General features: G+C 38.7%; 20 protein-coding genes and 1 pseudogene. 1 reads left to right on the top strand and 20 read right to left on the bottom strand.

Features of this window, described 5'->3' with window-relative positions:
* Window positions 1–28: 28 nt before the first annotated feature.
* From CS889_RS01485 to CS889_RS01455, 7 genes are read right to left on the bottom strand one after another with little or no spacing between them, the layout of a single operon-like run.
* The gene (locus CS889_RS01485) at window positions 29–502 is read right to left on the bottom strand and encodes a DUF4149 domain-containing protein (RefSeq protein ID WP_089086623.1); all 474 of its coding nucleotides are present in this window, start codon (window positions 500–502) and stop codon (window positions 29–31) included.
* A gap of 12 nt (window positions 503–514) precedes the next feature.
* A complete protein-coding gene (gene bioV / locus CS889_RS01480; protein WP_089086622.1) occupies window positions 515–1,033 on the bottom strand; it encodes a pimelyl-ACP methyl ester esterase BioV in 519 nt (172 codons plus the stop codon).
* A gap of 2 nt (window positions 1,034–1,035) precedes the next feature.
* Entirely contained in the window at window positions 1,036–2,688 is a 1,653-nt protein-coding gene (locus CS889_RS01475; protein ID WP_089086621.1) for an AAA family ATPase, read from the bottom strand.
* Window positions 2,675–3,931 (bottom strand): tRNA (N(6)-L-threonylcarbamoyladenosine(37)-C(2))-methylthiotransferase MtaB, encoded by a 1,257-nt coding sequence (mtaB, locus tag CS889_RS01470; RefSeq protein WP_089086620.1) that lies wholly within the window; start codon window positions 3,929–3,931, stop codon window positions 2,675–2,677. Before mtaB ends, CS889_RS01475 begins: the two co-directional genes overlap by 14 nt.
* Complete coding sequence (locus CS889_RS01465) at window positions 3,928–5,499, bottom strand: mechanosensitive ion channel family protein (protein WP_001218226.1); 1,572 nt, start codon at window positions 5,497–5,499, stop codon at window positions 3,928–3,930. Before CS889_RS01465 ends, mtaB begins: the two co-directional genes overlap by 4 nt.
* Window positions 5,490–6,521 carry a 3-dehydroquinate synthase gene (gene aroB / locus CS889_RS01460; protein ID WP_089086619.1) on the bottom strand — a complete coding sequence of 344 codons (1,032 nt, stop codon included), beginning with the start codon at window positions 6,519–6,521 and terminating at the stop codon, window positions 5,490–5,492. The genes CS889_RS01465 and aroB overlap by 10 nt, the downstream gene beginning before the upstream one ends.
* A gap of 4 nt (window positions 6,522–6,525) precedes the next feature.
* Complete coding sequence (locus CS889_RS01455) at window positions 6,526–7,962, bottom strand: COG3400 family protein (protein ID WP_025453910.1); 1,437 nt, start codon at window positions 7,960–7,962, stop codon at window positions 6,526–6,528.
* Window positions 7,963–8,018: 56 nt separating this feature from the next.
* On the opposite strand from CS889_RS01455, the gene tgt reads away from it, so the two are divergent.
* Window positions 8,019–9,134 carry a tRNA guanosine(34) transglycosylase Tgt gene (gene tgt / locus CS889_RS01450; protein WP_089086618.1) on the top strand — a complete coding sequence of 372 codons (1,116 nt, stop codon included), beginning with the start codon at window positions 8,019–8,021 and terminating at the stop codon, window positions 9,132–9,134.
* Between the two features lie 258 nt (window positions 9,135–9,392).
* Here the strand turns inward: tgt and CS889_RS01445 are convergent, their stop codons facing one another.
* The 13 genes and pseudogenes from CS889_RS01445 to CS889_RS01385 form a co-directional block, all read right to left on the bottom strand.
* The gene (locus CS889_RS01445; protein WP_089086617.1) at window positions 9,393–10,379 is read right to left on the bottom strand and encodes a lipid A biosynthesis lauroyl acyltransferase; all 987 of its coding nucleotides are present in this window, start codon (window positions 10,377–10,379) and stop codon (window positions 9,393–9,395) included.
* On the bottom strand, window positions 10,376–11,386 hold the full coding sequence (gene waaC, locus CS889_RS01440) for a lipopolysaccharide heptosyltransferase I (protein ID WP_089086616.1): 1,011 nt from the start codon (window positions 11,384–11,386) through the stop codon (window positions 10,376–10,378). The genes CS889_RS01445 and waaC overlap by 4 nt, the downstream gene beginning before the upstream one ends.
* Window positions 11,383–12,836, bottom strand: a pseudogene (locus tag CS889_RS01435) (Ppx/GppA family phosphatase). Before CS889_RS01435 ends, waaC begins: the two are co-directional and overlap by 4 nt.
* Before the next feature lie 9 nt (window positions 12,837–12,845).
* Entirely contained in the window at window positions 12,846–13,097 is a 252-nt protein-coding gene (locus CS889_RS01430) for a YfhL family 4Fe-4S dicluster ferredoxin (protein ID WP_000055470.1), read from the bottom strand.
* A 56-nt stretch (window positions 13,098–13,153) separates the two neighbouring features.
* The gene (locus tag CS889_RS01425; protein ID WP_089086614.1) at window positions 13,154–13,711 is read right to left on the bottom strand and encodes a beta/alpha barrel domain-containing protein; all 558 of its coding nucleotides are present in this window, start codon (window positions 13,709–13,711) and stop codon (window positions 13,154–13,156) included.
* Window positions 13,699–14,994 carry a tetratricopeptide repeat protein gene (locus CS889_RS01420; protein ID WP_089086613.1) on the bottom strand — a complete coding sequence of 432 codons (1,296 nt, stop codon included), beginning with the start codon at window positions 14,992–14,994 and terminating at the stop codon, window positions 13,699–13,701. Before CS889_RS01420 ends, CS889_RS01425 begins: the two co-directional genes overlap by 13 nt.
* A 36-nt stretch (window positions 14,995–15,030) precedes the next feature.
* Entirely contained in the window at window positions 15,031–15,429 is a 399-nt protein-coding gene (locus CS889_RS01415) for a YkgJ family cysteine cluster protein (RefSeq protein WP_001204163.1), read from the bottom strand.
* A 16-nt stretch (window positions 15,430–15,445) separates the two neighbouring features.
* Window positions 15,446–15,985, bottom strand: coding sequence for a hypothetical protein (locus CS889_RS01410; protein ID WP_000803091.1), 540 nt, complete (start codon window positions 15,983–15,985; stop codon window positions 15,446–15,448).
* Window positions 15,982–16,515 (bottom strand): hypothetical protein, encoded by a 534-nt coding sequence (locus CS889_RS01405; RefSeq protein ID WP_089087374.1) that lies wholly within the window; start codon window positions 16,513–16,515, stop codon window positions 15,982–15,984. The genes CS889_RS01410 and CS889_RS01405 overlap by 4 nt, the downstream gene beginning before the upstream one ends.
* Window positions 16,505–17,488 carry a hypothetical protein gene (locus CS889_RS01400; protein WP_089086612.1) on the bottom strand — a complete coding sequence of 328 codons (984 nt, stop codon included), beginning with the start codon at window positions 17,486–17,488 and terminating at the stop codon, window positions 16,505–16,507. The genes CS889_RS01405 and CS889_RS01400 overlap by 11 nt, the downstream gene beginning before the upstream one ends.
* Complete coding sequence (locus tag CS889_RS01395) at window positions 17,481–18,134, bottom strand: lysophospholipid acyltransferase family protein (protein WP_089086611.1); 654 nt, start codon at window positions 18,132–18,134, stop codon at window positions 17,481–17,483. Before CS889_RS01395 ends, CS889_RS01400 begins: the two co-directional genes overlap by 8 nt.
* A 33-nt stretch (window positions 18,135–18,167) precedes the next feature.
* A complete protein-coding gene (miaB, locus tag CS889_RS01390; protein ID WP_089086610.1) occupies window positions 18,168–19,481 on the bottom strand; it encodes a tRNA (N6-isopentenyl adenosine(37)-C2)-methylthiotransferase MiaB in 1,314 nt (437 codons plus the stop codon).
* Between the two features lie 9 nt (window positions 19,482–19,490).
* Window positions 19,491–19,733 (bottom strand): nuclease, encoded by a 243-nt coding sequence (locus CS889_RS01385; RefSeq protein ID WP_000780053.1) that lies wholly within the window; start codon window positions 19,731–19,733, stop codon window positions 19,491–19,493.
* Between the last annotated feature and the right edge of the window lie 187 nt (window positions 19,734–19,920).

Below are 19,920 nucleotides of genomic sequence, written 5' to 3'. Positions count from 1 at the left end.
ACTCTCTCATTTGATTAAATCAAAGGGACTAAAGCGTATTTTTCCCGAACAAACGCAAGAAAAACAAAGCGCACACCAACACAAGCAATTCCTTAAACAGCCATTCGCTTTGAGCGTGCGAGCGGGCAAATTCAGCGCTTTGAAGCGCAACTTCGCCCACTTTTTGAGCGTTTAAAATATAAGGCGTGTAATAAAAAACAAAGAGCAAACACAACGCCCCTATTGCCACGCCAAGAATCAAATACACTAACGATCTTTTAGAGTAGATAAACGAAATGATTTCATAAAGTAACACCACAAAACCGATCGCGCCTAAAAAGAAATTGAAACGAACAATGATTTGCGACATGAGTTTCCCGCTCTCAAACAAAGTCAAATTAAATTCAGGCAAAATGCTTGGGGCTTTGAAAACAATGGGTGCGACCATCATCCCTAAAGTGATCAAAGAGCCACCTAAAATGCCTAAAAGAAGCAAATACACCCCCAAACTAAATTTTTTCATCTTCCACCTTTTTTAAGATTTTTGCAACAAATGGTTATAGTCTTTAAACTGCCACACTTGAACTAAGGGCATAAAAAATTCTAAAAGGGCTTGAATGTCAGTGATTCTATCTTTTAAACCGATAAACACTTCAATCTTCACGCCCTTTTCCAATAAAAATCTAATTATAGAGTCACTATACTTGTAATCCAATAAAAATTCCAATTCTTCTAAAGAACCCTCTTTTTTAAAACGCTCCAATTGGGCGTTTAAGCCCACTTCCTTATAAAAGTTATTCATGTAGCCCTTTGGATCTTTTTGAAACGAGAAAAGTTGTAAGCGTTTGAACGCCAAACTCTTATGCGCTAGCATGCACGGCGAAAACAACAATAAGGAATGGATGCGCCGTTGTTGCAAGACTTCATTATAGGCGTATTCTATCGCCTTAATCGCCCCCATAGAAAAGCCTGACACATCATAAGCCCCTTTTAAAAGCCACTCTTCAAACAAAACGCTTTCATTAACAAACCCAAAACCACTAAAAAAACGCATTTTCACCCGTTCAACAAATCATAGAAGTTTGCATGCTCTAAACATTCTTGCTCCAATAGTAGAGCGCTCAACCGCTTACAAGCTGCAATTTGCGGCTTTAAAAACTCCAGTTGCTCTTCATAAAGAACGCTTAAAGACTCTTTTGTGGGGGCTAAAAGAAGCTCGCTAGCCATAAATTCATTCAAAAATTTCGCTTTTTGCAAATCTTGTTTAGACAGACTATAACGCTCCTTATAAAGCAATTCTAAAATAATCGTCCCGCTCAAATACACTTTAATGTAATTTTTAATCTCGCTTTCGCTATGGATTTTATTTTCATTAAAAGCGATAAATTCCCCCAATAAAGGTGCTTTATCAAATTCAATTTCTAGCCAATACGCGCTTAAGGCTTTCGCGCTTTGATACAAAGCGACTAATTCCTTTTGGTTTTCGTCTAAGGTTTGGGGCTTTTTCTTGCCGTAAGCGATCTTGTCTTTCACTTCCAAAATATCGCCATGAGTGATTTCGTTTCGTTGGTGTTTGAGGGCGTTTAAAGCGCTTTCATTGATCAAAGTCGCTAACATCGCCCCGCTAAAACCCACGCAAATTTTAGCGATCTTAAGACAATCTAGCGCGTGTTTTTTGTTTTCTAAAAGCTTTTCTAAAATACTCTGCCTTTCTAGTAAATCCGGTAAAGAAATGAAAATGCGCCGATCAAAACGCTTGCTCCTTAATAGCGCTTCATCCATCACTTCCATTTGGTTGGTCGCTCCTATCACCACCACCTCATCGTTTTGTAAAAACCCATCCATTTCGGTTAAAAGCTGGTTGAGCGTGGCCTCTCTTTCATCGCTCCTATGCCCTCCCCTAGCCTTACCCAAGGCGTCAATTTCATCAATGAAAATAATAGAGGGGGCATGCCTTTTAGCGTGCATGAAAAGTTCATGCACTTTTTTAGCCCCAGCCCCTACATAAATTTGAGAAAACGCGCTCCCGCTTTCATAAAAAAACGGCACTCTGGCTTCACTCGCTAAGGCTTTAGCGATCATGGTTTTGCCCACTCCAGGAGGCCCAATTAAAAGCACCCCTTTAGGGAGGAAAATCCCTAAATCCTGGTATTTTTTAGGGTTTTTTAAATAATCTATCACTTCTAGTAATTCTTCTTTGACTTCATTCACCCCTGCAATGTCTTCAAAACGCACCCCTAGCGCATCGTATCGTTGGAATGCATTTTCTAATTCGTTTTTGTGCGCGCTTTCTAAACTCATTTTAGTGTCCAATCGTTTGGGCAAGCGCCAAAAGATCCCAAAAAGCATGCTAGAAATGAAAAAAAGCAACGCTAAAAAGATTTTAGAAACCTTGTTTAAACTTTCTCGTTTTTCTATGGGCATGCTCTCTGGGATTTTATAAACCCTTAAAAAGGCTTCTTTGTTGGTTTTATAAAGACCCTTGTTAGCATAAAAATAATTTTCATCTTCAATTAGAGTTTGTTTAGGGTGAGACTGGATCACATAAAAAAAATCCTTACTGGATATGAGCCTAGAAACATCGCTTAAGATTAAAAAAAGCAACAAGCAAAAAGTAAGGATCAAAAACCCTAACGCCAAAACAAGCGAGCGGTTTTTGATGCGTTTAAAGGGAGCGGTGAGGTTTTCTAAAAATTTAGAAAACGGCATGGTTTTCCCTCTCCTTAATTTCATACTCTTTGATTTCTAAAAAACTAGCCCTTAAAGGCTTATCGCTTTTGATTTTAATGGGGTTGAAAAATTGATCTAAGGCTTTAAATTCACCGTCTTTTTGCGCTTCCACTAAGGCTTTTAGGGGCGTGTTGAGCTTGAGTTGCAATTGCCTGAACGCCTTATTTTTATGAAAAATCAAATCTTTGATCGCATTCAAACGCTTTTTAGAAACTTCTAAACTCACGCTATCAGTCATCAAACTAGAGGGGGTGTCTTTTCGTTTGCTGTAAATAAAAGGGTGGATGTGCGTTAAAGGCAAGCTTTCTAAATTTTTAAACGCCTTTTCAAAAATGCTTTCGCTCTCGCCCGGATGCCCCACAATAAAATCCGTGCCGATAGCAAAATTTTTAGAAGCGATTATCTCTAATAATTCCCTATCGCTTTTAGTGCGGTTTCTTCGATTCATTCTCTCTAGCATGAAATCATGGCTGTGCTGTAAAGCGATATGCAAATGTTTTTCCAAAAAATCCTCTTCTAAAAGCTCTAAAAATTCATCGTTGATTTGATTAGGCTCTAAACTCCCAATCCTGATGCGTTTCAATCCGGTAATCTGGCTTAATTTTTTAATCAACCTTGCGATATTGCTTTCTTTATCTTTCCCATAGCTCCCCACGTTAGTGCCGGTTAAAACCACTTCTTGAACCCCTTTAGAGCATAAAAGGCCCACTTGCTCTAAAATTTTCCTCTCTTCAAAGCTCCTAGCCCTCCCTCTCACGCTTGGGATAATGCAATAATTGCAATCAAAATCACAGCCTTCTTGGATCTTGATAAACGCCCTGGTTTTTCCCACAAACTCGCTCACCATCGTGGTGTCTAAATGTTTGTTTTCTAAATTATCATCTATAAAAAAACGCTTTTTTTCTTGTAAAAGCGCGTTAATCTTTTCTTTATTGTCATGCCCAAAAACGCCCTTTAAAAACCCTTTTTCAAAAAGCTCTTTGCCTTGAGTCTTTACCCCGCAGCCAGTAAATAGCACTTCTTTATTTAATCGCGCCATTTTTTTAGCGTAACTCCTTACCGCGCTATCGGCCCCATTGGTTACGGTGCAAGAATTGATTACAATAATATCGGCTTCTTGTTCTTCTAAGGTCGCGCTAAAATCCTTTAAATTCTCACCCATCACTTGCGTGTCAAAAAGATTCGTCCTGCACCCAAAAGTTTTAAAATAGACTTTTTTCATTTTTGTTCCCTTTTATTCCCAAAACCATCGCCTAAAAAATCAGCATCCACTTTAAGCAGCTTGCTAGTGGTATAAGCGATATGGATATTTTCTTCTTTCAAAAAGGCTTCAACAATTTCAGCCACAATCTTGCTCCTTAAAGACATGGTGGCATACGAATTGGTTTGATACCACACCGAGATTTTTATCCCGTTACTTTCAGGCATCAAAAAGCATCGTGGTTTCACGCTCAAACTCCTTAAAGAATACCGGTCGCGCATTTTATTGAGCTGTTTATAGGTAATATCCGTGTATTCTTTAGACAATTCCGTAGCAATATTGAGCGCAATTTTAGACGCTTTTTTAAAATCAGAATCAAATGTAACGCAAAAATCCACGCCATCCCAAACCGTTTTCATCCCAAAATGGCTGTAATTAGCGAACATGGTGGTGAAAATGTAATTGTTAGGCACAAAGATAATTCGGCCCGCTCTCCTGTTATTCGTGTAAGTGGTAAAGGTTACGTCTTCTAAAATCGTAATGTGCAACATAGAAATATCCAACACATCGCCAATAAAAATATCCGTCCCCTTAGCGATACGCACCCTATCGCCCACATGCACGCTCCCCCCAATCAAAATGATAAACCACCCAAGCAAGCTCATGAACAAATCTTTCATCGCAATCGCTAAACCCGCACTCGCAAAGCCTAAAACCGTTACCAAGTAAGTAACGTTTTCCAAATAAGAAAAAAGAAAGATTAAAACGATCACGCTCACATTCACGAAGTTAATGGCTTTATTCACGGTATAGACGCGCTCATTATTTTCAATGTATTTGCTGGAAATGATTTTTAAAATCCACGCAAACACCACGCTCAAAAGGGCCGCTAAAAACACATAAACCAGTTTAAAAAGCTGGTTTTTAACTTGAGATTTAACAATGCTTATAGCTTCATCGCTGTCTTTTTGGAAAATCCCGATCGTGGTTTTTAAAATGTTTTGAGCCCCTTGCAATTCTAAGCGTTTGGCTTGAGTTTGATAAATCTCATCGCTTAGTTTCGCGTTTTTATCCAAAGCATGCCACTGATTTAAAAGCTGGTGTTTTTGATCTAAAAGCTTTAAAACTTCTTCTAAAGCAGTCTGGTTATTTTTAAGACTTTCATGCTTTAAACGCATGCTCTTAATGAAAGAAATGCCATCAATGATCGCAATAGGGTTAGCAATATTAGGGATATTAGGGATATTGGGGCGCTCTATCAAATCCTTAAAAGGATTGACCCCATAGCTTTCAAACATTTTTTGTTGGGATTCTAAAGCCTTTAGGGTATGCTCTAAGGTGCTAATCTTTAATAAATCCTTGCTTTTTTTGTTTTTTAAGCGCCTTAATTCCTGTCTCACGCTCTCTTTTTCGGTATAAATTTGGTTGTAGATCTTATAGTTTTCAAATTTTTTCAACCACACGTTATCGTCTTTGGCGAGTTTTTTATCCACCAAAGCCATTTGTTTTTGTATAGATGATAATTCTTGACTCTTATCCTCTGCTTGCAAAAACAAAAAACAAAAGAATAATAATACCCTTAATGCCATTTTTCTAACACCTTTAAAATCGTTTCTTTAGGGATGTGAGAGGCAACTTCAAACGCTCCAACGCCTTTAGGCAAAATGAATTTTAGGGTTTGGTTCTCGCTTTTTTTGTCTAAAAACAAGCGTTCGTAAAATTTTTGAATATCAGTGATTTGGTAATTGAATACCAGATCAAATTTTTTCAATAAATTTTCTATGCGTTCGTATTCTTTTAGAGTGAGCATGCCTAAAGAAAGGGCTAAATCATTAGCCATGCGCATGCCAATAGCGATCGCTTCGCCATGCAAAAATCGCTCATAATTGGTCTCATTTTCTATCGCATGCCCAAAGGTATGCCCATAGTTCAACCCAGCCCTGATGTTTCGCTCTTTTTCATCTTGTGTAACGACTTGAGCTTTGATACTGACGCTTTGAAAGATTACTTCTTCTAAACAATCTTTTAAATCCTTTGTTTCCAATCTTTCTACCAAGTTTTTATCAAAACACACCGCCATTTTAATGATTTCAGCAACCCCTGCTTGAAATTCCCTTTTTTCAAGGGTTTTTAAAAAAGCTAAATCAATATAAACCGCTTTAGGCTGGTGGAACGATCCGATTAAATTCTTGCCATAAGGCGTGTTAATCCCTGTTTTCCCTCCCACGCTCGCATCCACTTGAGCGAGTAAAGTCGTAGGGATATTAATAAAATCAATCCCCCTAAAATAAATACTGCTCGCAAACCCCACCATATCGCTTATGACTCCCCCACCAAGGGCTATCATTAAAGAATGGCGGTTCAATTGCATTTCAAAGGCGTTGTTTAAAATGCGCTCTAATGAATGGAAATTTTTGTATTTTTCCCCAGATTCTATCACGCACACTCTGACTTCTAAGGCTTTCAAGCGCTCTAATAAATACGATAAATGCAACCCGGATACGATGCTATCGCTAATAATGAGCGCTTTTTGTTTCAATTTTATTTCAGGCAGTTCCCCCAAAAACACTTTATAGCTTTTTCCTTTTAAAGGGATTACAATTTCTTGCATTCTTTCACTCCGCTACAGGGATAAAAATTTGAGGGTGATCATCGTTTAAAAACGCTAATTTTTCCACTTTAGTGGATAAAAACCACAAATAGCGCGTTTGCGTGATGCACTCTTCAAAAGGCATGAAATGCAAAATGGGATTTCTTAAAGAATTGAGATACATGATAGGATTTTTAATATCGGTTTGAAAAATCTCAATCTTGCGGTTAAAGGTGTTGGCTAAATTTTCGTAATGATTGACAATCTCGTTTTTATAGCGCTTGTTAGGGTCAAAATCATAGAGCAACAAGCCCAAATCCATTTGCATAGACACATCAAAAATCACTGAAGACATGTCTTCATTAATACTTAAACTTTCATTCAAAACCACAATGCTTTGAGTGGTTTTAGACAAGCCAGAAGTGTTGGTTTTATAAACCGGGGTGGCTGTTTTATGCAAGGCTCTTCGGTGTTTTTTGAAGAAAAAAAGCTCTCTGCCTACCACAATCAAACCCATTTTTTTTTGGTGGTCTTCATGGAGTTTTTGGATAAAACTTTTCCCATAAAAATCAAAATTCACTTCAATGCTTTCGGTTTCTAGCGATAAAAATTTATGATAAAACTTAGGGCTAGTGGGGTGTAAAACCTGAATGTAGAGCTTGTAGCTCTTTAAATGCTTGTGCAAAAACAAGGCTTGATACACATCGCGCATCATCGCTTTTCGGCTTTGTAAGCGCATATCAATGTATAAATAAATGCTCTTACCAAAGGGGGCTGGGAACTGCCCCACATTGCTTTTGACTTGATGATACACCGCGTTTAAAATTTCCGGATTGCCTGCCACTAAGAGAATGTCTCGTGGTTGGATGACTAAAGATTTAGTGGAGAGCAACAAAACATCGTTGCGATAAAGCCCTACAATCCTGTATTCTTTTTGCCTGATAGAGCCAATATGCCTGTAAGCAAAAATGCTCCCAAAAGGCACATCAATCTCCATGATCTCGCCCTTGCCTAACCCAAACTCTCTAGGGGTGCTAGGGATATTAGGCAAACGAGAAATGAATTTATTGGCTAAAACTTCAAATTCATCAATCAAAATAAGCTTTTCATCTTTATTTTCTTCATTGTTTTCTAAAGTTTTTTCGCTATCTCTTTTCACGCTCAAAACCACGCGCATGCGTTTGAAATGGGTTTGAATGATTTTATGGATGATGCGTTGCTCTTTAAAATCTTGTATGATTAAAAACGCATCGCTCACCTCATCGTTTAACACTTGCAAAAGCCTAAAACTGGAAGTCGCATCAAAACAATGAAAAGCGAAAGTGCTCGGGTAATTTTTAGGGATAAGGCTCTCATCTTTGACAACCACTATATAAAAATTATGATTAGAATAATGCCTTAGCACCAAGTCTAAAAAATTTTTTGCTACAATGCCATCTAAAATAAGGGCGATTTTCTTCAATTCCAAACTTCCTAAAAAATGATTACGCCATTATATCCAAGATTAAGGCTTAAACGATGGATTTCCAACTCCAAGCTGTTGATGATAACGCGCGAGCTGGCGTTTTGAATTTAGCTCATTCTCAAGTAGAGACACCCGTTTTCATGCCCGTAGGCACGCAAGGTTGCATCAAATCTTTAGACGCTATGGATATGCAAGAAATTTTAGGCGCTAAACTCATTTTAGCCAACACTTATCACATGTATTTACGACCGGGCGAGAAAGTGGTTGAACAATTAGGGGGCTTGCATCGTTTCGCTCAATTTTATGGGAGTTTTTTAACCGATAGCGGGGGGTTTCAAGCTTTTAGTTTGAGCGATAACGTCAAATTGCAAGAAGACGGGATTATTTTTAAATCCCATATTGATGGGAGCAAGCATCTATTCACGCCCGCTAAAGTTTTGGACATTCAATATTCTTTAAATAGCGATATTATGATGGTTTTAGACGATTTAGTGGGCTTGCCCGCTCCACTAAAGCGCCTTGAAGAATCCATTAAAAGAAGCGCTAAATGGGCGAATCTTAGCCTAGAATACCACAAAGAAAAAAACCGCCCCAACAACAACCTTTTTGCCATTATTCAGGGCGGCACGCATTTGAAAATGCGAAGCCTTAGCGTAGAATTAACGCATGGTGGTTTTGATGGTTATGCTATAGGCGGTTTAGCGGTGGGGGAAAGTGTAGATAAAATGCTAGAAACGATCGCGCACACCGCCCCTTTGCTCCCTAAAGACAAGCCTCGCTACCTAATGGGCGTAGGCACGCCTGAAAATATTTTAGACGCTATCAGTTTAGGGGTGGACATGTTTGATTGTGTGATGCCCACCAGAAACGCCAGAAACGCCACCCTTTTCACGCATTCTGGAAAAATTTCTATCAAAAACGTGCCCTATAAATTGGATGATACGCCTATTGAAGAAAATTGCGCTTGTTATGCTTGCAAACGCTACTCTAAAGCCTATTTGCACCATCTCTTTAGGGCTAAAGAACTCACTTACGCCCGTTTAGCCAGCTTGCACAATCTGCATTTTTATTTAGAGCTGGTTAAAAACGCCAGAAAAGCCATTTTAGAAAAACGGTTTTTGAGTTTTAAAAAAGAGTTTTTAAAAAAATACCACTCTCGCTCTCATTGAGTGGTAAAATGTAAAAAATACTAAAAAGCATTTTTTTACAATCAATGACAAAGAGCTTGCGTGAGTAAGCGATAACTTTTTAAAAAAAGCGGTATTCTTGGGTTAGGGGGTTATTTAAGGGGGGTTGTAGGGGGAATTATTTCAAAATACCCCCTATCCCCTTAAGGAAGTGAGTTTTTACTATAAAAATTAAATTTAAAAACCCTATTTTTTGAAAAAATGTAAGGTTTTGAGTATCCATTCAAGGATAACAAAACCCTATCTTTGATAAATTTCAGGGTGGGTGCTTTTAAAACGCCTGTGGAACCAAAAATAACTTTCCGGGTGGTTTCTAATCACCTCTTCGCACAAGCTCGCTTGGGCTTGCGTGCATTCTAAAATATCGTTTTCAGCGTTATCGGTGATTTGAGAGCGGATACTTGGGTAATAAGTCGCTGTGTAATGCGAATAATCATCGTTAAAATCAATGAATACCGGCTGAATGTCTATATTGTAACGGCGCGACAAAATAGAAGCGATCGTGGTGTGCGTAGCGTCTCTATTAAAGAATTTCACCACCACCCCGTCTTTAGGCACGACATTTTGATCCACTAAAATCCCCACCAGGCCATTGCCTTGATTATATATTTTAATGAGTTCTTTCATCGCCCCTATTTTATTGACAAAACGCACCCCAAACGCCTCTCGCCTGCTCATGATCATGTGATTGATGGGGGCAAATTTAGTCAAACGCCCCAAACACCCCCTACCATAATCCTTATAATATTGCGCCAAAGTCGTGCCTACCGCTTCCCAATAGCCAAAATGCATGCATAAAGTGATCGCTTGGCCTTCCTTGTTTAAAGACTTCCACACGTTTTCTTCATTGATGAGCGTGAAACGAGCGTCGTATTCAGCCTTAGGGATAAAGATCACTCTAATGGTTTCTAAAATGATGAAAGCAAAATTTTCATACCCCTTTTTAATGATCCTTTTTTTCTCTTCTTCGCTTTTAGAATCCCCAAACACAAAATCCAAATTGGCTTTAGCGTCAAAATAACGGCGCCTATCAAAGGTTTTCATGAGCCATGCTAAAGCTTTAATGCACCTTAAAAACCAAAAATGAGGCATTTTAGCCAACATAAACCCTAGAATATTCACCAAAAATTCCACGATAAAAACGCTCAAAATACGCAGTTCTGTTTTAAAACCCTTGTCGTCTTTATTTAATATTTTTTCGTGTATGAGTCGTTCTTTATAAGTCATTCTTTTTCCTTTAAAATATTTAAAACGCATTCTTTGATTTTTTTAGGCTCTATGTTTTGGATAGAAAAATCCTTTTTATGATAGCTGGCGTTTGAATTACCGGTGAGCGAAACATTGATCGGGCTTTCTAATTTAAAACGCTCCATGGGCGTGTTGCCATAAAGGGTGATGCTAGGTTTTTGCAACGCCCATGCTAAATGCGTGATACCCGTATCGCCCCCAATAATCACATCCATTTTAAAGAGCAACGCCTTAACCTCGTTTAAAGTGAGTTTAGGGAGCAATAACACATCGCGCTGGTGTTTTAAAGCGTGATAAAGCGTGGTGGCTTTCTCTTCATTAGCATGCCATAACAAGCAAATTTGAAAATTTTCTAACATTAACGCCAACTCTTTAAAACGCTCTGTGGGGTAAGTTTTATTGATTTTAGAAGTTTCTAAAACAAAAAGGATTTTTGGTTTATTTTGATTCAAATTTAACGCATTGATTTTTGGAGAAGGCTGGTAAGAAAACGCTTTAGCCCTAGAGCTTAAACCCTCTGAAATTTCTTTTTCTGGCAAGTTTAGGGCTTGAGAAAGGAGCGTGGAATTGCGCTTTAAAATAGGCTCATCATAAGCAATAGAGACTTTTTGCGAGTAAAAAAACGCGCTCAAACCTTCTCTAGCCGAAGCGTAATCAAAGCCGACTTTTTTAGGGGCTTTTAACGTTTGAGTGATGAGGGCGGATTTGATCAAGCCTTGCATGTCAATGATTATATCGTATTCATAAGCCCTTAAATTTTTAAAAAGTTTGAAAATCTTCAAAGGGTTAAAGGTTGTAAGCGCGCTTTTTAAAGCGATAGGGTGTAATTTATCAATATAAGGGGAATGCTCTAAAATCGCGCCAAATCTTTCATCCACGAACCATTCTATTTGAGCGTCAGTGAAACGCTCTTTAATGGCCGCTAAAAACACCGCGCTCACGATAATATCCCCAAGTGCTGAAAGCCTGACAATCGCTATTTTCAAGCAAACTCTATCGTCAAAGGAATGGGCTTAATGAGTTTGGGGAGCATTTCTTTAGCCAAGTAAAGCGCATCATTAGAATGGATCACAAGCTTGTTTTTTTCTAGCGTGTATTTTAAATGATGGCTGTCTGTCAGGCACAAATTTTCGGCTAAAGAAAGGATAAAACTCAGCCATTGTAAGGTTAAAAGGCTTGGCATCATCGCGCTCATGTGGGCGATAGCGTTGTCTTTAGGGATTTTTTTATGGCTGAATTGCGCTAATAAGCAAATGATCGCTCTATCCTGGTGGCTAAAGCCATAACTCAAAGCGTTTAAAATGAAATACGCGCTGTGCTTGTGGGCTAAATAGACGCTTAAAATCTTACCCATGCTCGCTAATTCCCCCGCAATCTTTAAATGGAAAAGGTATTTTTCATCTATTTTATGCAAAGGCGATAAGGCTTCAAACAATTTCACGCATTCTTTTTTGACCTTTTGGCTGTGCTTTTCATGGGGCAAAAAGCGATCTTTTAGAGAGATGAGAGAGGGGTTGATATTGGGGGGAATTTATGGTAATGGTGGCGCAATAAATCGCTCAAAAACACGCCTTCTCTCACCCCTACCCCACTAGTGATCATCAAGGAAGTTTTTAAATGCTCCAAAACGACTGATAAAATCAACGCCCCGCTCCTGATGCTATCCAAACGCTCTTCATTCACCCCTAAAAGCCGTAATTTGTCTTCTTTGAGCATGACGATTTTTTCAATGAACGCTAAATTTTTATGCACATCTATTTCATAGCCATGCAAAGAATCTATGGGGTAATCAAAGCGTTTCATGAGTATCTTACTCAACGCCCTAATTGTCCCCCCCACCCCAAAGGCGTTTTTATGCTTAAAGGGTAATTTAGAGACCTCTTTTTGGATAAAGGCTTTAGCCAATTTGACATCTAAGTCTTTATCCAAAAACATTTCTTTAATGCGGATCGTGCCGACATCAAGCGAGATTAAGTCCTTAATCTTGCCTTTTTCAATCAACGCACACTCGGTGCTACCCCCTCCAATGTCTATCGTGATCCCTGAATTTTTATGCAACAAATTCGCGCACGCAATCCCGCCATAGAGCGCTTCTTTTTGCCCATCAATGATTTTGATTTGCAAACCGCAAGCCTTTTTCACCCTCGCTACAAACTCTAACCGATTAGGGGCATCGCGCACCGCTGAGGTCGCTACGCACAGGATTTTTTTGCTTTTGTATTTGAGGGCGATTTCTTTAAATTCGCTCAAGGCTTTAACGGCTCTTTGCATGGGGATTTCTTGCAAGATTCCATTAAACGCATAACAGCCCTCAGAAATCCTAACCTTAGACTTAGTCTCAAAAAGCAAGTAAAACCCAAACTGGCTTGTCTTTTTAAAGACAGCCAAACGCACTGAATTAGAGCCTATATCAATCACGGTTGTGATTTTAGCCATTGCTAGCCTTTAATCTTGCTCTTTTAAGCTTTCGTATTTGTATTTCAATTCCTCTTTGCTCTCTGCGTTGTTAGGATCCGGTAAAATCGCATCTACAGGGCATACGCTCACGCAACGAGGCTCATCATCATACCCGTAACACTCCGTGCATCTGTCCGGATCAATATTATAAATAGGATCACCCTCTTCAATCGCCTCACTAGGGCATTCTTCTCTGCAAGCATCGCACGCAATGCATTCATCATTCACCAATAATGACATGACTAACTCCTTTTAAAAAGTTTGAATACGATTTTTACTCTAAATTAGCTTAAAATTCAATCTAAAAAGACTATTTTTTTTTGATTATAAGAATGGGGGCTATTTTCTAGCACGCCTAAAACCCCTAAATCTTTTAAATGAGTGTAATCGGGCTTGTGGGTCTCTACAAACACGCTCAAGCCCAAACGCCAAGCGAACTCTACCATGCCTTTTAAATCCTCTTTTAAAAGCTCTTCATCTAAAACGACCCCATCAGAGCCTTGAACAAGCGATTCTAAAAGCTGGTAGTGGCTGATGAAAAAATCCTCATGGACAATCAAAGAGCTCGCATGGCGGCGCAATAACCCTAAAACTTCTAAATCAAACACACTTGGCGCGCCTATTTCGTATAATCCTTTGAAATTGACAATGACGCAATCGGTGTGGGTGTTTTCTTTCAAAAGCGTTTCTAAAACCTCATCAGGGGTTACAAAAACACAATTTTTGGTTTGAGGAATGACTCTAGGCAAGTAAGGGTTATACGACAGGCTTTTACCCAGCATTTCATAAGAAAGCATGCCCTCTTTTAAGGCTAAGCTTTTTTGTAAATTTTCTAAAATCCCTATTTCTTGCATTCTTGAATGATTTTATTGTGTTCTTTTAATTCGGGTTCGTTTTGGATAAGCTCTTTAGCGATGCTAGAAAAGATCTTTTTAGCTTCCAAGCAATTCCCTAATTTGTAATAACCCCATGCTAAAGAATCCAAATAAAGCACTGAGTTAGAATCTAACGCTAAGGCTTTCCTCACAAGATCCATGCCCCTTTTAACATCCATGTCATAATCTATTAAGGAATACCCTAAAAAATTATAAAAGAAAGCGTCTTGCGCGTCTTCTTTATCTTTAGTTTTAGCAAGCCATGCTTGGCGCTCTTTGGTGGCTTGCTCTAATTTTTGAATGATGGGCAACATCTCTTCTTTGGTGGGCTTTTTCTTATTCGCGCTCAAGCTTTCATAATGATAAATCGCCTCTAAGCCTAAGAATTTAGGGTCTTTTCTTTCTTGATAGATTAAAGAAGCCTGTTTGGAAGCTTGATCAAATTTCTTTTGCGCAGTGTATAAGTCTAGCAATAAACGCCTGTCAAAGGGGAATAATTCTGCGATTTGCTGGGCCTTATCAAACTCTTTTAACAAGATTAATACCCCTATGTAAAATTGGGCGTTTTGAACAATAGGGTTTTTTTCATACAAACGAGCGAAAGTCGTTTTAGCCAAATCAAGCTCGTTAAATTGCGTGAAGGTGTTGAGCGCTTTTTGGCACAATTGCTCTGAGCAACCATACCTATCTATATGAGATTGCAACAAATCCAAGCCCTCTTTTTTACGGTTTTGCAAAAAATAAATCGTAATGAGTTTTTCTAGGCTGTCTTCATCATGCACTTGGTTATAAAACTTATTCAACAACGGGAAAGCCTTATCCAAACGCTTTTGAGTCAAATACAAAGTCCCTAACACATTGTCTGTGGCTATGGTTTTTTCTTCCTTACGAATCTTGTGTAATAGTTCAATCGCCTTATCAATCTGCCCCATTTGCGCATAGCCATCCACTAAAATCTTATTGATAGAAACATCGTTACGATTATTGGTGATTTTTTGATAAAGCATGGCTAAATGCATAGCGGTTTTAATGTCCCCTAAACTCGCCGCTGAAATGGCCGCCTCTTTAGCGTACACCACTTTATTGGTTTGCTTATAGAGATTCATATAGCCTTTTTGAGCGGTGGCAAAATCCCCTCTATGGAAAGCGTCTGAACTCAACAGGATTTGATGATCTTCTGAAAGGGTTTCAGCCTTAAGGCAAGAAAACAGGCTAAAAAGCAATAAATTTGCTAAAAATCTTTTCTTTGTTTGAATATTCATTATTTGATTTCCTTTTTTGTATCACTAAGGTGAATTTTAGCGTACTTTAGTCTCTTTGGTTTTTTGTGTGATGCCCGGACAGCTTTGACAAAAAGCTTCCTTTTGCTCTTTAGAGAAAGTTTTCACGCTCTCCCAAAAAGGAAAAGTCTGGCATTGCTTAGGGCGCGCGCTATAAATCTGGCATTTTTTCGTCTCCAAATCCAAAAACACGCACGCCAAACCCAAATCTTTAGCGTCTTTTTCTAATAAAGAGAACTTATAACCCACCTTTTTAACGTATTTTTGACTGAATTCTTCTAATTCTAATTTTAAAAAAGCGCTAATTTTTTGCATTTCTTGGATCGTTACAAAAATATACCCGCTTTCTCCCACGCAACACTTTGCCCCACAACCCTCGCATGCCCTATGATTAAAACTGAAATCAAAATCTCGCATTAAACCACCCTTAATCCTATTGGAGATCAATACTCACGCCAAATTGCACCAACAACCCGTCGCTATCTTTAGAAATCTTTAAGGGCAATTGGCTTTGAGCGCTCGGTAAATACTTGTTGATTAGGGTGAAAAAAAGATAGGTCTTTTCCAATTCGCTCGCTCTAGCTATGATAAAAAATTGGGTTTTTTGGGAGGGGTTTTGAGAGAGCAAGGGTTTGATTTTATAGGCGTCAAAACATTTTTTTAAAATCTTTTCTAAGATCCGCCTGGACTCTTCATCATTAAAAATCTTTAACAAAGATTCGCTGGTTTCTTTTTGATTGCGGTAGTTTGCTAGGGCTGTTTCAAAATGCCTTTGCGCGTATTCTAAAACGCTTTTTTTACGATTTTCTTCTAAAAGGATTTTTTTTAATTCCAGCATGCTAGGCCATAGAAAATACTCGGTATTCAACCAACCCAATAAGGAAAAAACCCCTAAAAAAATAAGGTTTTTAATGATAAACCCCACATCGCCTGATTGCTCTCTGTCCAGGTGTGAAAAATGCAATGGCTTCATTTAATAGACTCCGGGTTTTTTATCAGTAAGGAATTAGAAAAGTTGGTGGAGACAAAATTAAACCACCCATCGCTTGAAGGGAAAAATTCCGCCCTAGAATAATCAAACATGGGGTTTAGTTTGTTTTGAAACAAAAAGTAAAAGGCTTCTTTAGAAGGGGTTTTACCGCTAACCACCACGCTTTGTTGGTCTATTTCAATGCTATTAATGGTGATAAGATCCGGCACAATGTTTAAAAGCCCTTGCAAAACATCTCGTATATCATCGTTATAATTCAAACGCTTTTTAGCTTCTTTAATGAGTTTTAAGGTTTCATCAGTCTTTACCTGTAAGCGGCTGATTTCATGGCGGTAAAGCCTTTCTTGGATCGTTAAATCAGACGCGTTGTCTTGAGCGCGTTTAATGGCGTTATGCATAAACCACACTAACCCCCCTATTAGCGCAAAAGATAAAAAAATGTAAAAAACCCAAATCTTAGAAAGCTTGCTGATTAAGTATTTCGCTCTTGGCTCAATGTAACTAAAACGCATGCTTTTCATTCTCCATGCGCGCTAAAACATTCAACCGCTCCACTAAAGAAAAATCAAGCCTATCCACTTCTATCATCAAAGTTTCTTGCAAATGCATTAACGCCTTTTGGTGGATTTGACAGCTGTCTAAAACAACCACTTTTTCTACAAAGTCTATCTCTCTAGAATGATAGACGCCACGCAACCCCTCTTGCAAAACATCTGCAATCAAGGGGATATTCGTCATGCCTTCAATCAAACTATAAGCGTCCTCTGTTATTTTTTCGCTATTATCCTTACTGCTGTCTAGGCCTATCGCTTCTTCAAGGCTGTCAATATCTTCTTGGATTTCGCTCAAAAACAAATTCACAGCTTCATTACTCATTCCCATAGAATCTTCTTCTTTGCCCTCTATAAATTCTTCAGGTTGCTCTTCTAAAAACACGGATTTGGCTAAAAAAATCTCTTTTTTATCCGCAATCAAAAAATAAAACCTTGAACGCTCTAAAAGCAGATACAACAAAGGCTTGTTTTCTAAATTATCGCGCACAAAATCATAAATAAGGCTAAAGGGCGAAAACAAAAAATCCACATCCTGGATTTTAAAACGCTTGAAATCCTTTAAAAAATCCTTAGATTCCACATAAACGCAATACTTTTGATTGACTTCACAAGCCTGATAATCTTGATTTTCTTGTTTGATTTGTTCAAACGCCTGCTTTTCGCATAAAACCTCTTTAGCCTTACTCATCGCGCTAAAATAGGTGTAGGGGTATTTTTGGCTATAAGTTCTGGCGATTTTTAAGGCTTGAATGGGGACTTCACCATTTTTAGTCTCCACTTTGGTCTCAAAAGTTTTAAAAAATTTCTCTTTGATGCGGTGGTTTTTAACCCTTAAAACTTGAGCGGATAAAAGATTGTGATCCACATTAAAAGAGATATACACTTGAGAGCAAAATTTCTCTTTAAGCGCTTTTTTTAACCCTTTAAGCACCCAAACCCCTTTGAGATTCTTCAAACCCAACAGAATCCATGCGTGCCTTTAAATATTCTTTAGCCCTTGAAAGCTCCCATTCTTTAGGGATGATCACAGATTCTAGCATGTAATAGCGCACTTCGCTAAAAGGCTTAGGGATTTCAAATTGATCCCAAGTGTTCAACCGCCATGCGTTTTTACAAACCACCCGACAAGCGCTAATCCCCACGCCTGATTTTTGAGCTAAAGCGATCACCCCATCCGCTATGCTGTGTCGTGGGCCTTTAGGGCCATCAGGAGTGATAGCGACATCGCAACCTTCTTTCAATCGTTTAAGCCCTTCTATCAAAACCTTAACCCCTCCTTTTTTGCTAGAACCTCTAATGTTTTTAAAACCAAAGCTTTCAAACAAACCCGCCGCAATAGAGCCGTCAAAATGCTGGCTTGCGATCACATAAACAGAAGGTTTTTGAAGCCTTAAATACGCAAACCCGATCATGCCAAGCTCGCCATGCCAACAGCTTACAATAAAGGGTTTTTCTTTTAAATCTTGAGCTAAAAAATAGCGGTTTTTGCAAGTTTTATGCAACAACCAAAGGACTCCAAACGCCAAACGAGGGACAACCTTTAAAACGATACTTTTCCTGAAAAATTTTAAGCTCAATTCTTGCCTTTAAACCTGCTCTTTATGGGGTGTTTAGTTGCCTTTAGTGGTTGCCATTAAGCGCCCTTTGGAATGAGAGATAATCTCCACTTTTACAAGCTCGCCCGGATTCCTTTTTTCTTTACAAGTTACTTCAATGAATTTCCCCGTATCGCTGCGCCCTTCAAAACCCACGATTTGATCATCCATTTCACGCCTATTCTCCACCAACACCACATGCGTTTTGCCCACTTCCAATTTGGCTTTTTCCTCTAAAATTTCTTTGTGCCTGTTTTGCAGTCTCTCTAACCTTAAAGATGAAACCTCTAATGGCACTCTTTCTTTCCAAGCTCCCGCTTCAGTAAAAGGGCGTGGGGAGTAAATGAAACTATAAAGCGTGTCAAAGTGCACTTTTTCTAGCACCTCCATCGTGTCTTCAAAATCCTTATCGCTCTCATTAGGAAAGCCTACGATAATATCCGTGCTGATGCCCACTTCAGGCACTAAGGCTTTTAGCTTCTCCACCCTATTTAAAAACCACTCTTTGCTGTAACCTCTTCGCATCATCTTTAACACCGCGCTAGATCCGCTCTGTAAGGGCATGTGGATACTCTTACACACTTTAGGGTTTTGGGCAAAGCGTTCTAAAAATTCATCGTTCATGTGCAAGGGGTGAGGCGAAGTGAATCGTATCCTTTCAATGCCTTGGATTTCGCTCAATTTATCCAACAAATCGCTAAAATCCACTTTCGCATGCTCGCTGCTGAAACGAACGCCGTAATTATTCACATTCTGCCCTAAAAGCATGAGCTCTTTAGTGCCGTTATTCGCTAATTTCTCGGCTTCTTTTAAAATCAAATCCATAGGGATAGAAATTTCTTTGCCCCTAGTGTGCGGGACAATGCAATAAGCGCATTTCTTATCGCAACCTATAGAAATGTTTAGTAACGATCTGATTTGAGCCTTTTTTTCAAAAAATTCAAACGCATACGCGCTTTCATCATAATCAATCGCCACTTCAACCGCTTTTTCTCTATGGATCACTTGAGAGATTTTAGACACATTCCTAGCCCCTAACACAAAGCTCACGCTCGGGGCTTTTTTGAGTATATCCGCTCCCATGTGGCTTGCAGTGCACCCGCAAACCCCAATTTTGGCGTTGGGTTTTTTGATCTTAGCGAATTGACCGATTTCTGAAAACAATTTCCTTTCAGGCTTTTCGCGCACGCTACAAGTGTTGATTAAAATCAAATCCGCCATTTTAGGGTCGTTAGTCTCTTTGTAATCCAATTTGGATAGTTCGCTTAGTAGATGCTCGCTATCCCTAGAATTCATGGCACAACCCATCGTTTCAATATAAACTTTCAATACAAGCCTTTAAATAATGTGCAATTCATAAAGAAAATCTTTTTCATCAGTGCTGACCCTCACCTCATCTAAATAAGCTGTATGGCCTTTTTCTTTGAAAAAATCCACCGCTTTGAGCATGTCTTTATGGGCGTTTGTGGGGGCAAAATAAAAAATAGAACGCTTGTCTTCATTGAATTTTTTATACAAATCCTCTAATTCCACGCTCTTGGCGTCTGATTTTCTTGTATTCTTGGCTAAAACTAGTTTCATTCCATTCCCTTTAATTCAGTTTAAAGGCTTTCATTTTAACGCATTCTGTCTTTAAAATAAATTAGATTCTATTTTAATCAAAGATTAATAACTAAAACCTTATTCAGCTTTAACATTTTTTTTAGAACTTTATTTTAAAATCATTCCCTTAAGAAGATAGGGGGTATTTTGAAATCATTCCCCATTA

The sequence above is a fragment of the Helicobacter pylori genome (genome assembly GCF_900120335.1).
GTDB lineage: Bacteria > Campylobacterota > Campylobacteria > Campylobacterales > Helicobacteraceae > Helicobacter > Helicobacter pylori_BU.
The sequence above is the reverse complement of the archived record's forward strand: the minus strand, read 5'-3'. Positions and strand labels throughout refer to the sequence as shown.

What these genes read in the sequence shown, in the direction of transcription:
- tgt (WP_089086618.1), top strand. Translation starts at nt 8,019, where the DNA reads ATGGATTTCCAACTCCAAGCTGTTGATGATAACGCGCGAGCTGGCGTT.
- mtaB (WP_089086620.1), bottom strand. Translation starts at nt 3,931, where the DNA reads ATGAAAAAAGTCTATTTTAAAACTTTTGGGTGCAGGACGAATCTTTTT.
- CS889_RS01485 (WP_089086623.1), bottom strand. Translation starts at nt 502, where the DNA reads ATGAAAAAATTTAGTTTGGGGGTGTATTTGCTTCTTTTAGGCATTTTA.
- aroB (WP_089086619.1), bottom strand. Translation starts at nt 6,521, where the DNA reads ATGCAAGAAATTGTAATCCCTTTAAAAGGAAAAAGCTATAAAGTGTTT.
- CS889_RS01385 (WP_000780053.1), bottom strand. Translation starts at nt 19,733, where the DNA reads ATGAAACTAGTTTTAGCCAAGAATACAAGAAAATCAGACGCCAAGAGC.
- CS889_RS01420 (WP_089086613.1), bottom strand. Translation starts at nt 14,994, where the DNA reads ATGAATATTCAAACAAAGAAAAGATTTTTAGCAAATTTATTGCTTTTT.
- CS889_RS01465 (WP_001218226.1), bottom strand. Translation starts at nt 5,499, where the DNA reads ATGGCATTAAGGGTATTATTATTCTTTTGTTTTTTGTTTTTGCAAGCA.
- CS889_RS01415 (WP_001204163.1), bottom strand. Translation starts at nt 15,429, where the DNA reads ATGCGAGATTTTGATTTCAGTTTTAATCATAGGGCATGCGAGGGTTGT.
- bioV (WP_089086622.1), bottom strand. Translation starts at nt 1,033, where the DNA reads ATGCGTTTTTTTAGTGGTTTTGGGTTTGTTAATGAAAGCGTTTTGTTT.
- CS889_RS01445 (WP_089086617.1), bottom strand. Translation starts at nt 10,379, where the DNA reads ATGACTTATAAAGAACGACTCATACACGAAAAAATATTAAATAAAGAC.
- CS889_RS01405 (WP_089087374.1), bottom strand. Translation starts at nt 16,515, where the DNA reads ATGCGTTTTAGTTACATTGAGCCAAGAGCGAAATACTTAATCAGCAAG.
- CS889_RS01475 (WP_089086621.1), bottom strand. Translation starts at nt 2,688, where the DNA reads ATGCCGTTTTCTAAATTTTTAGAAAACCTCACCGCTCCCTTTAAACGC.
- CS889_RS01410 (WP_000803091.1), bottom strand. Translation starts at nt 15,985, where the DNA reads ATGAAGCCATTGCATTTTTCACACCTGGACAGAGAGCAATCAGGCGAT.
- CS889_RS01425 (WP_089086614.1), bottom strand. Translation starts at nt 13,711, where the DNA reads ATGCAAGAAATAGGGATTTTAGAAAATTTACAAAAAAGCTTAGCCTTA.
- CS889_RS01430 (WP_000055470.1), bottom strand. Translation starts at nt 13,097, where the DNA reads ATGTCATTATTGGTGAATGATGAATGCATTGCGTGCGATGCTTGCAGA.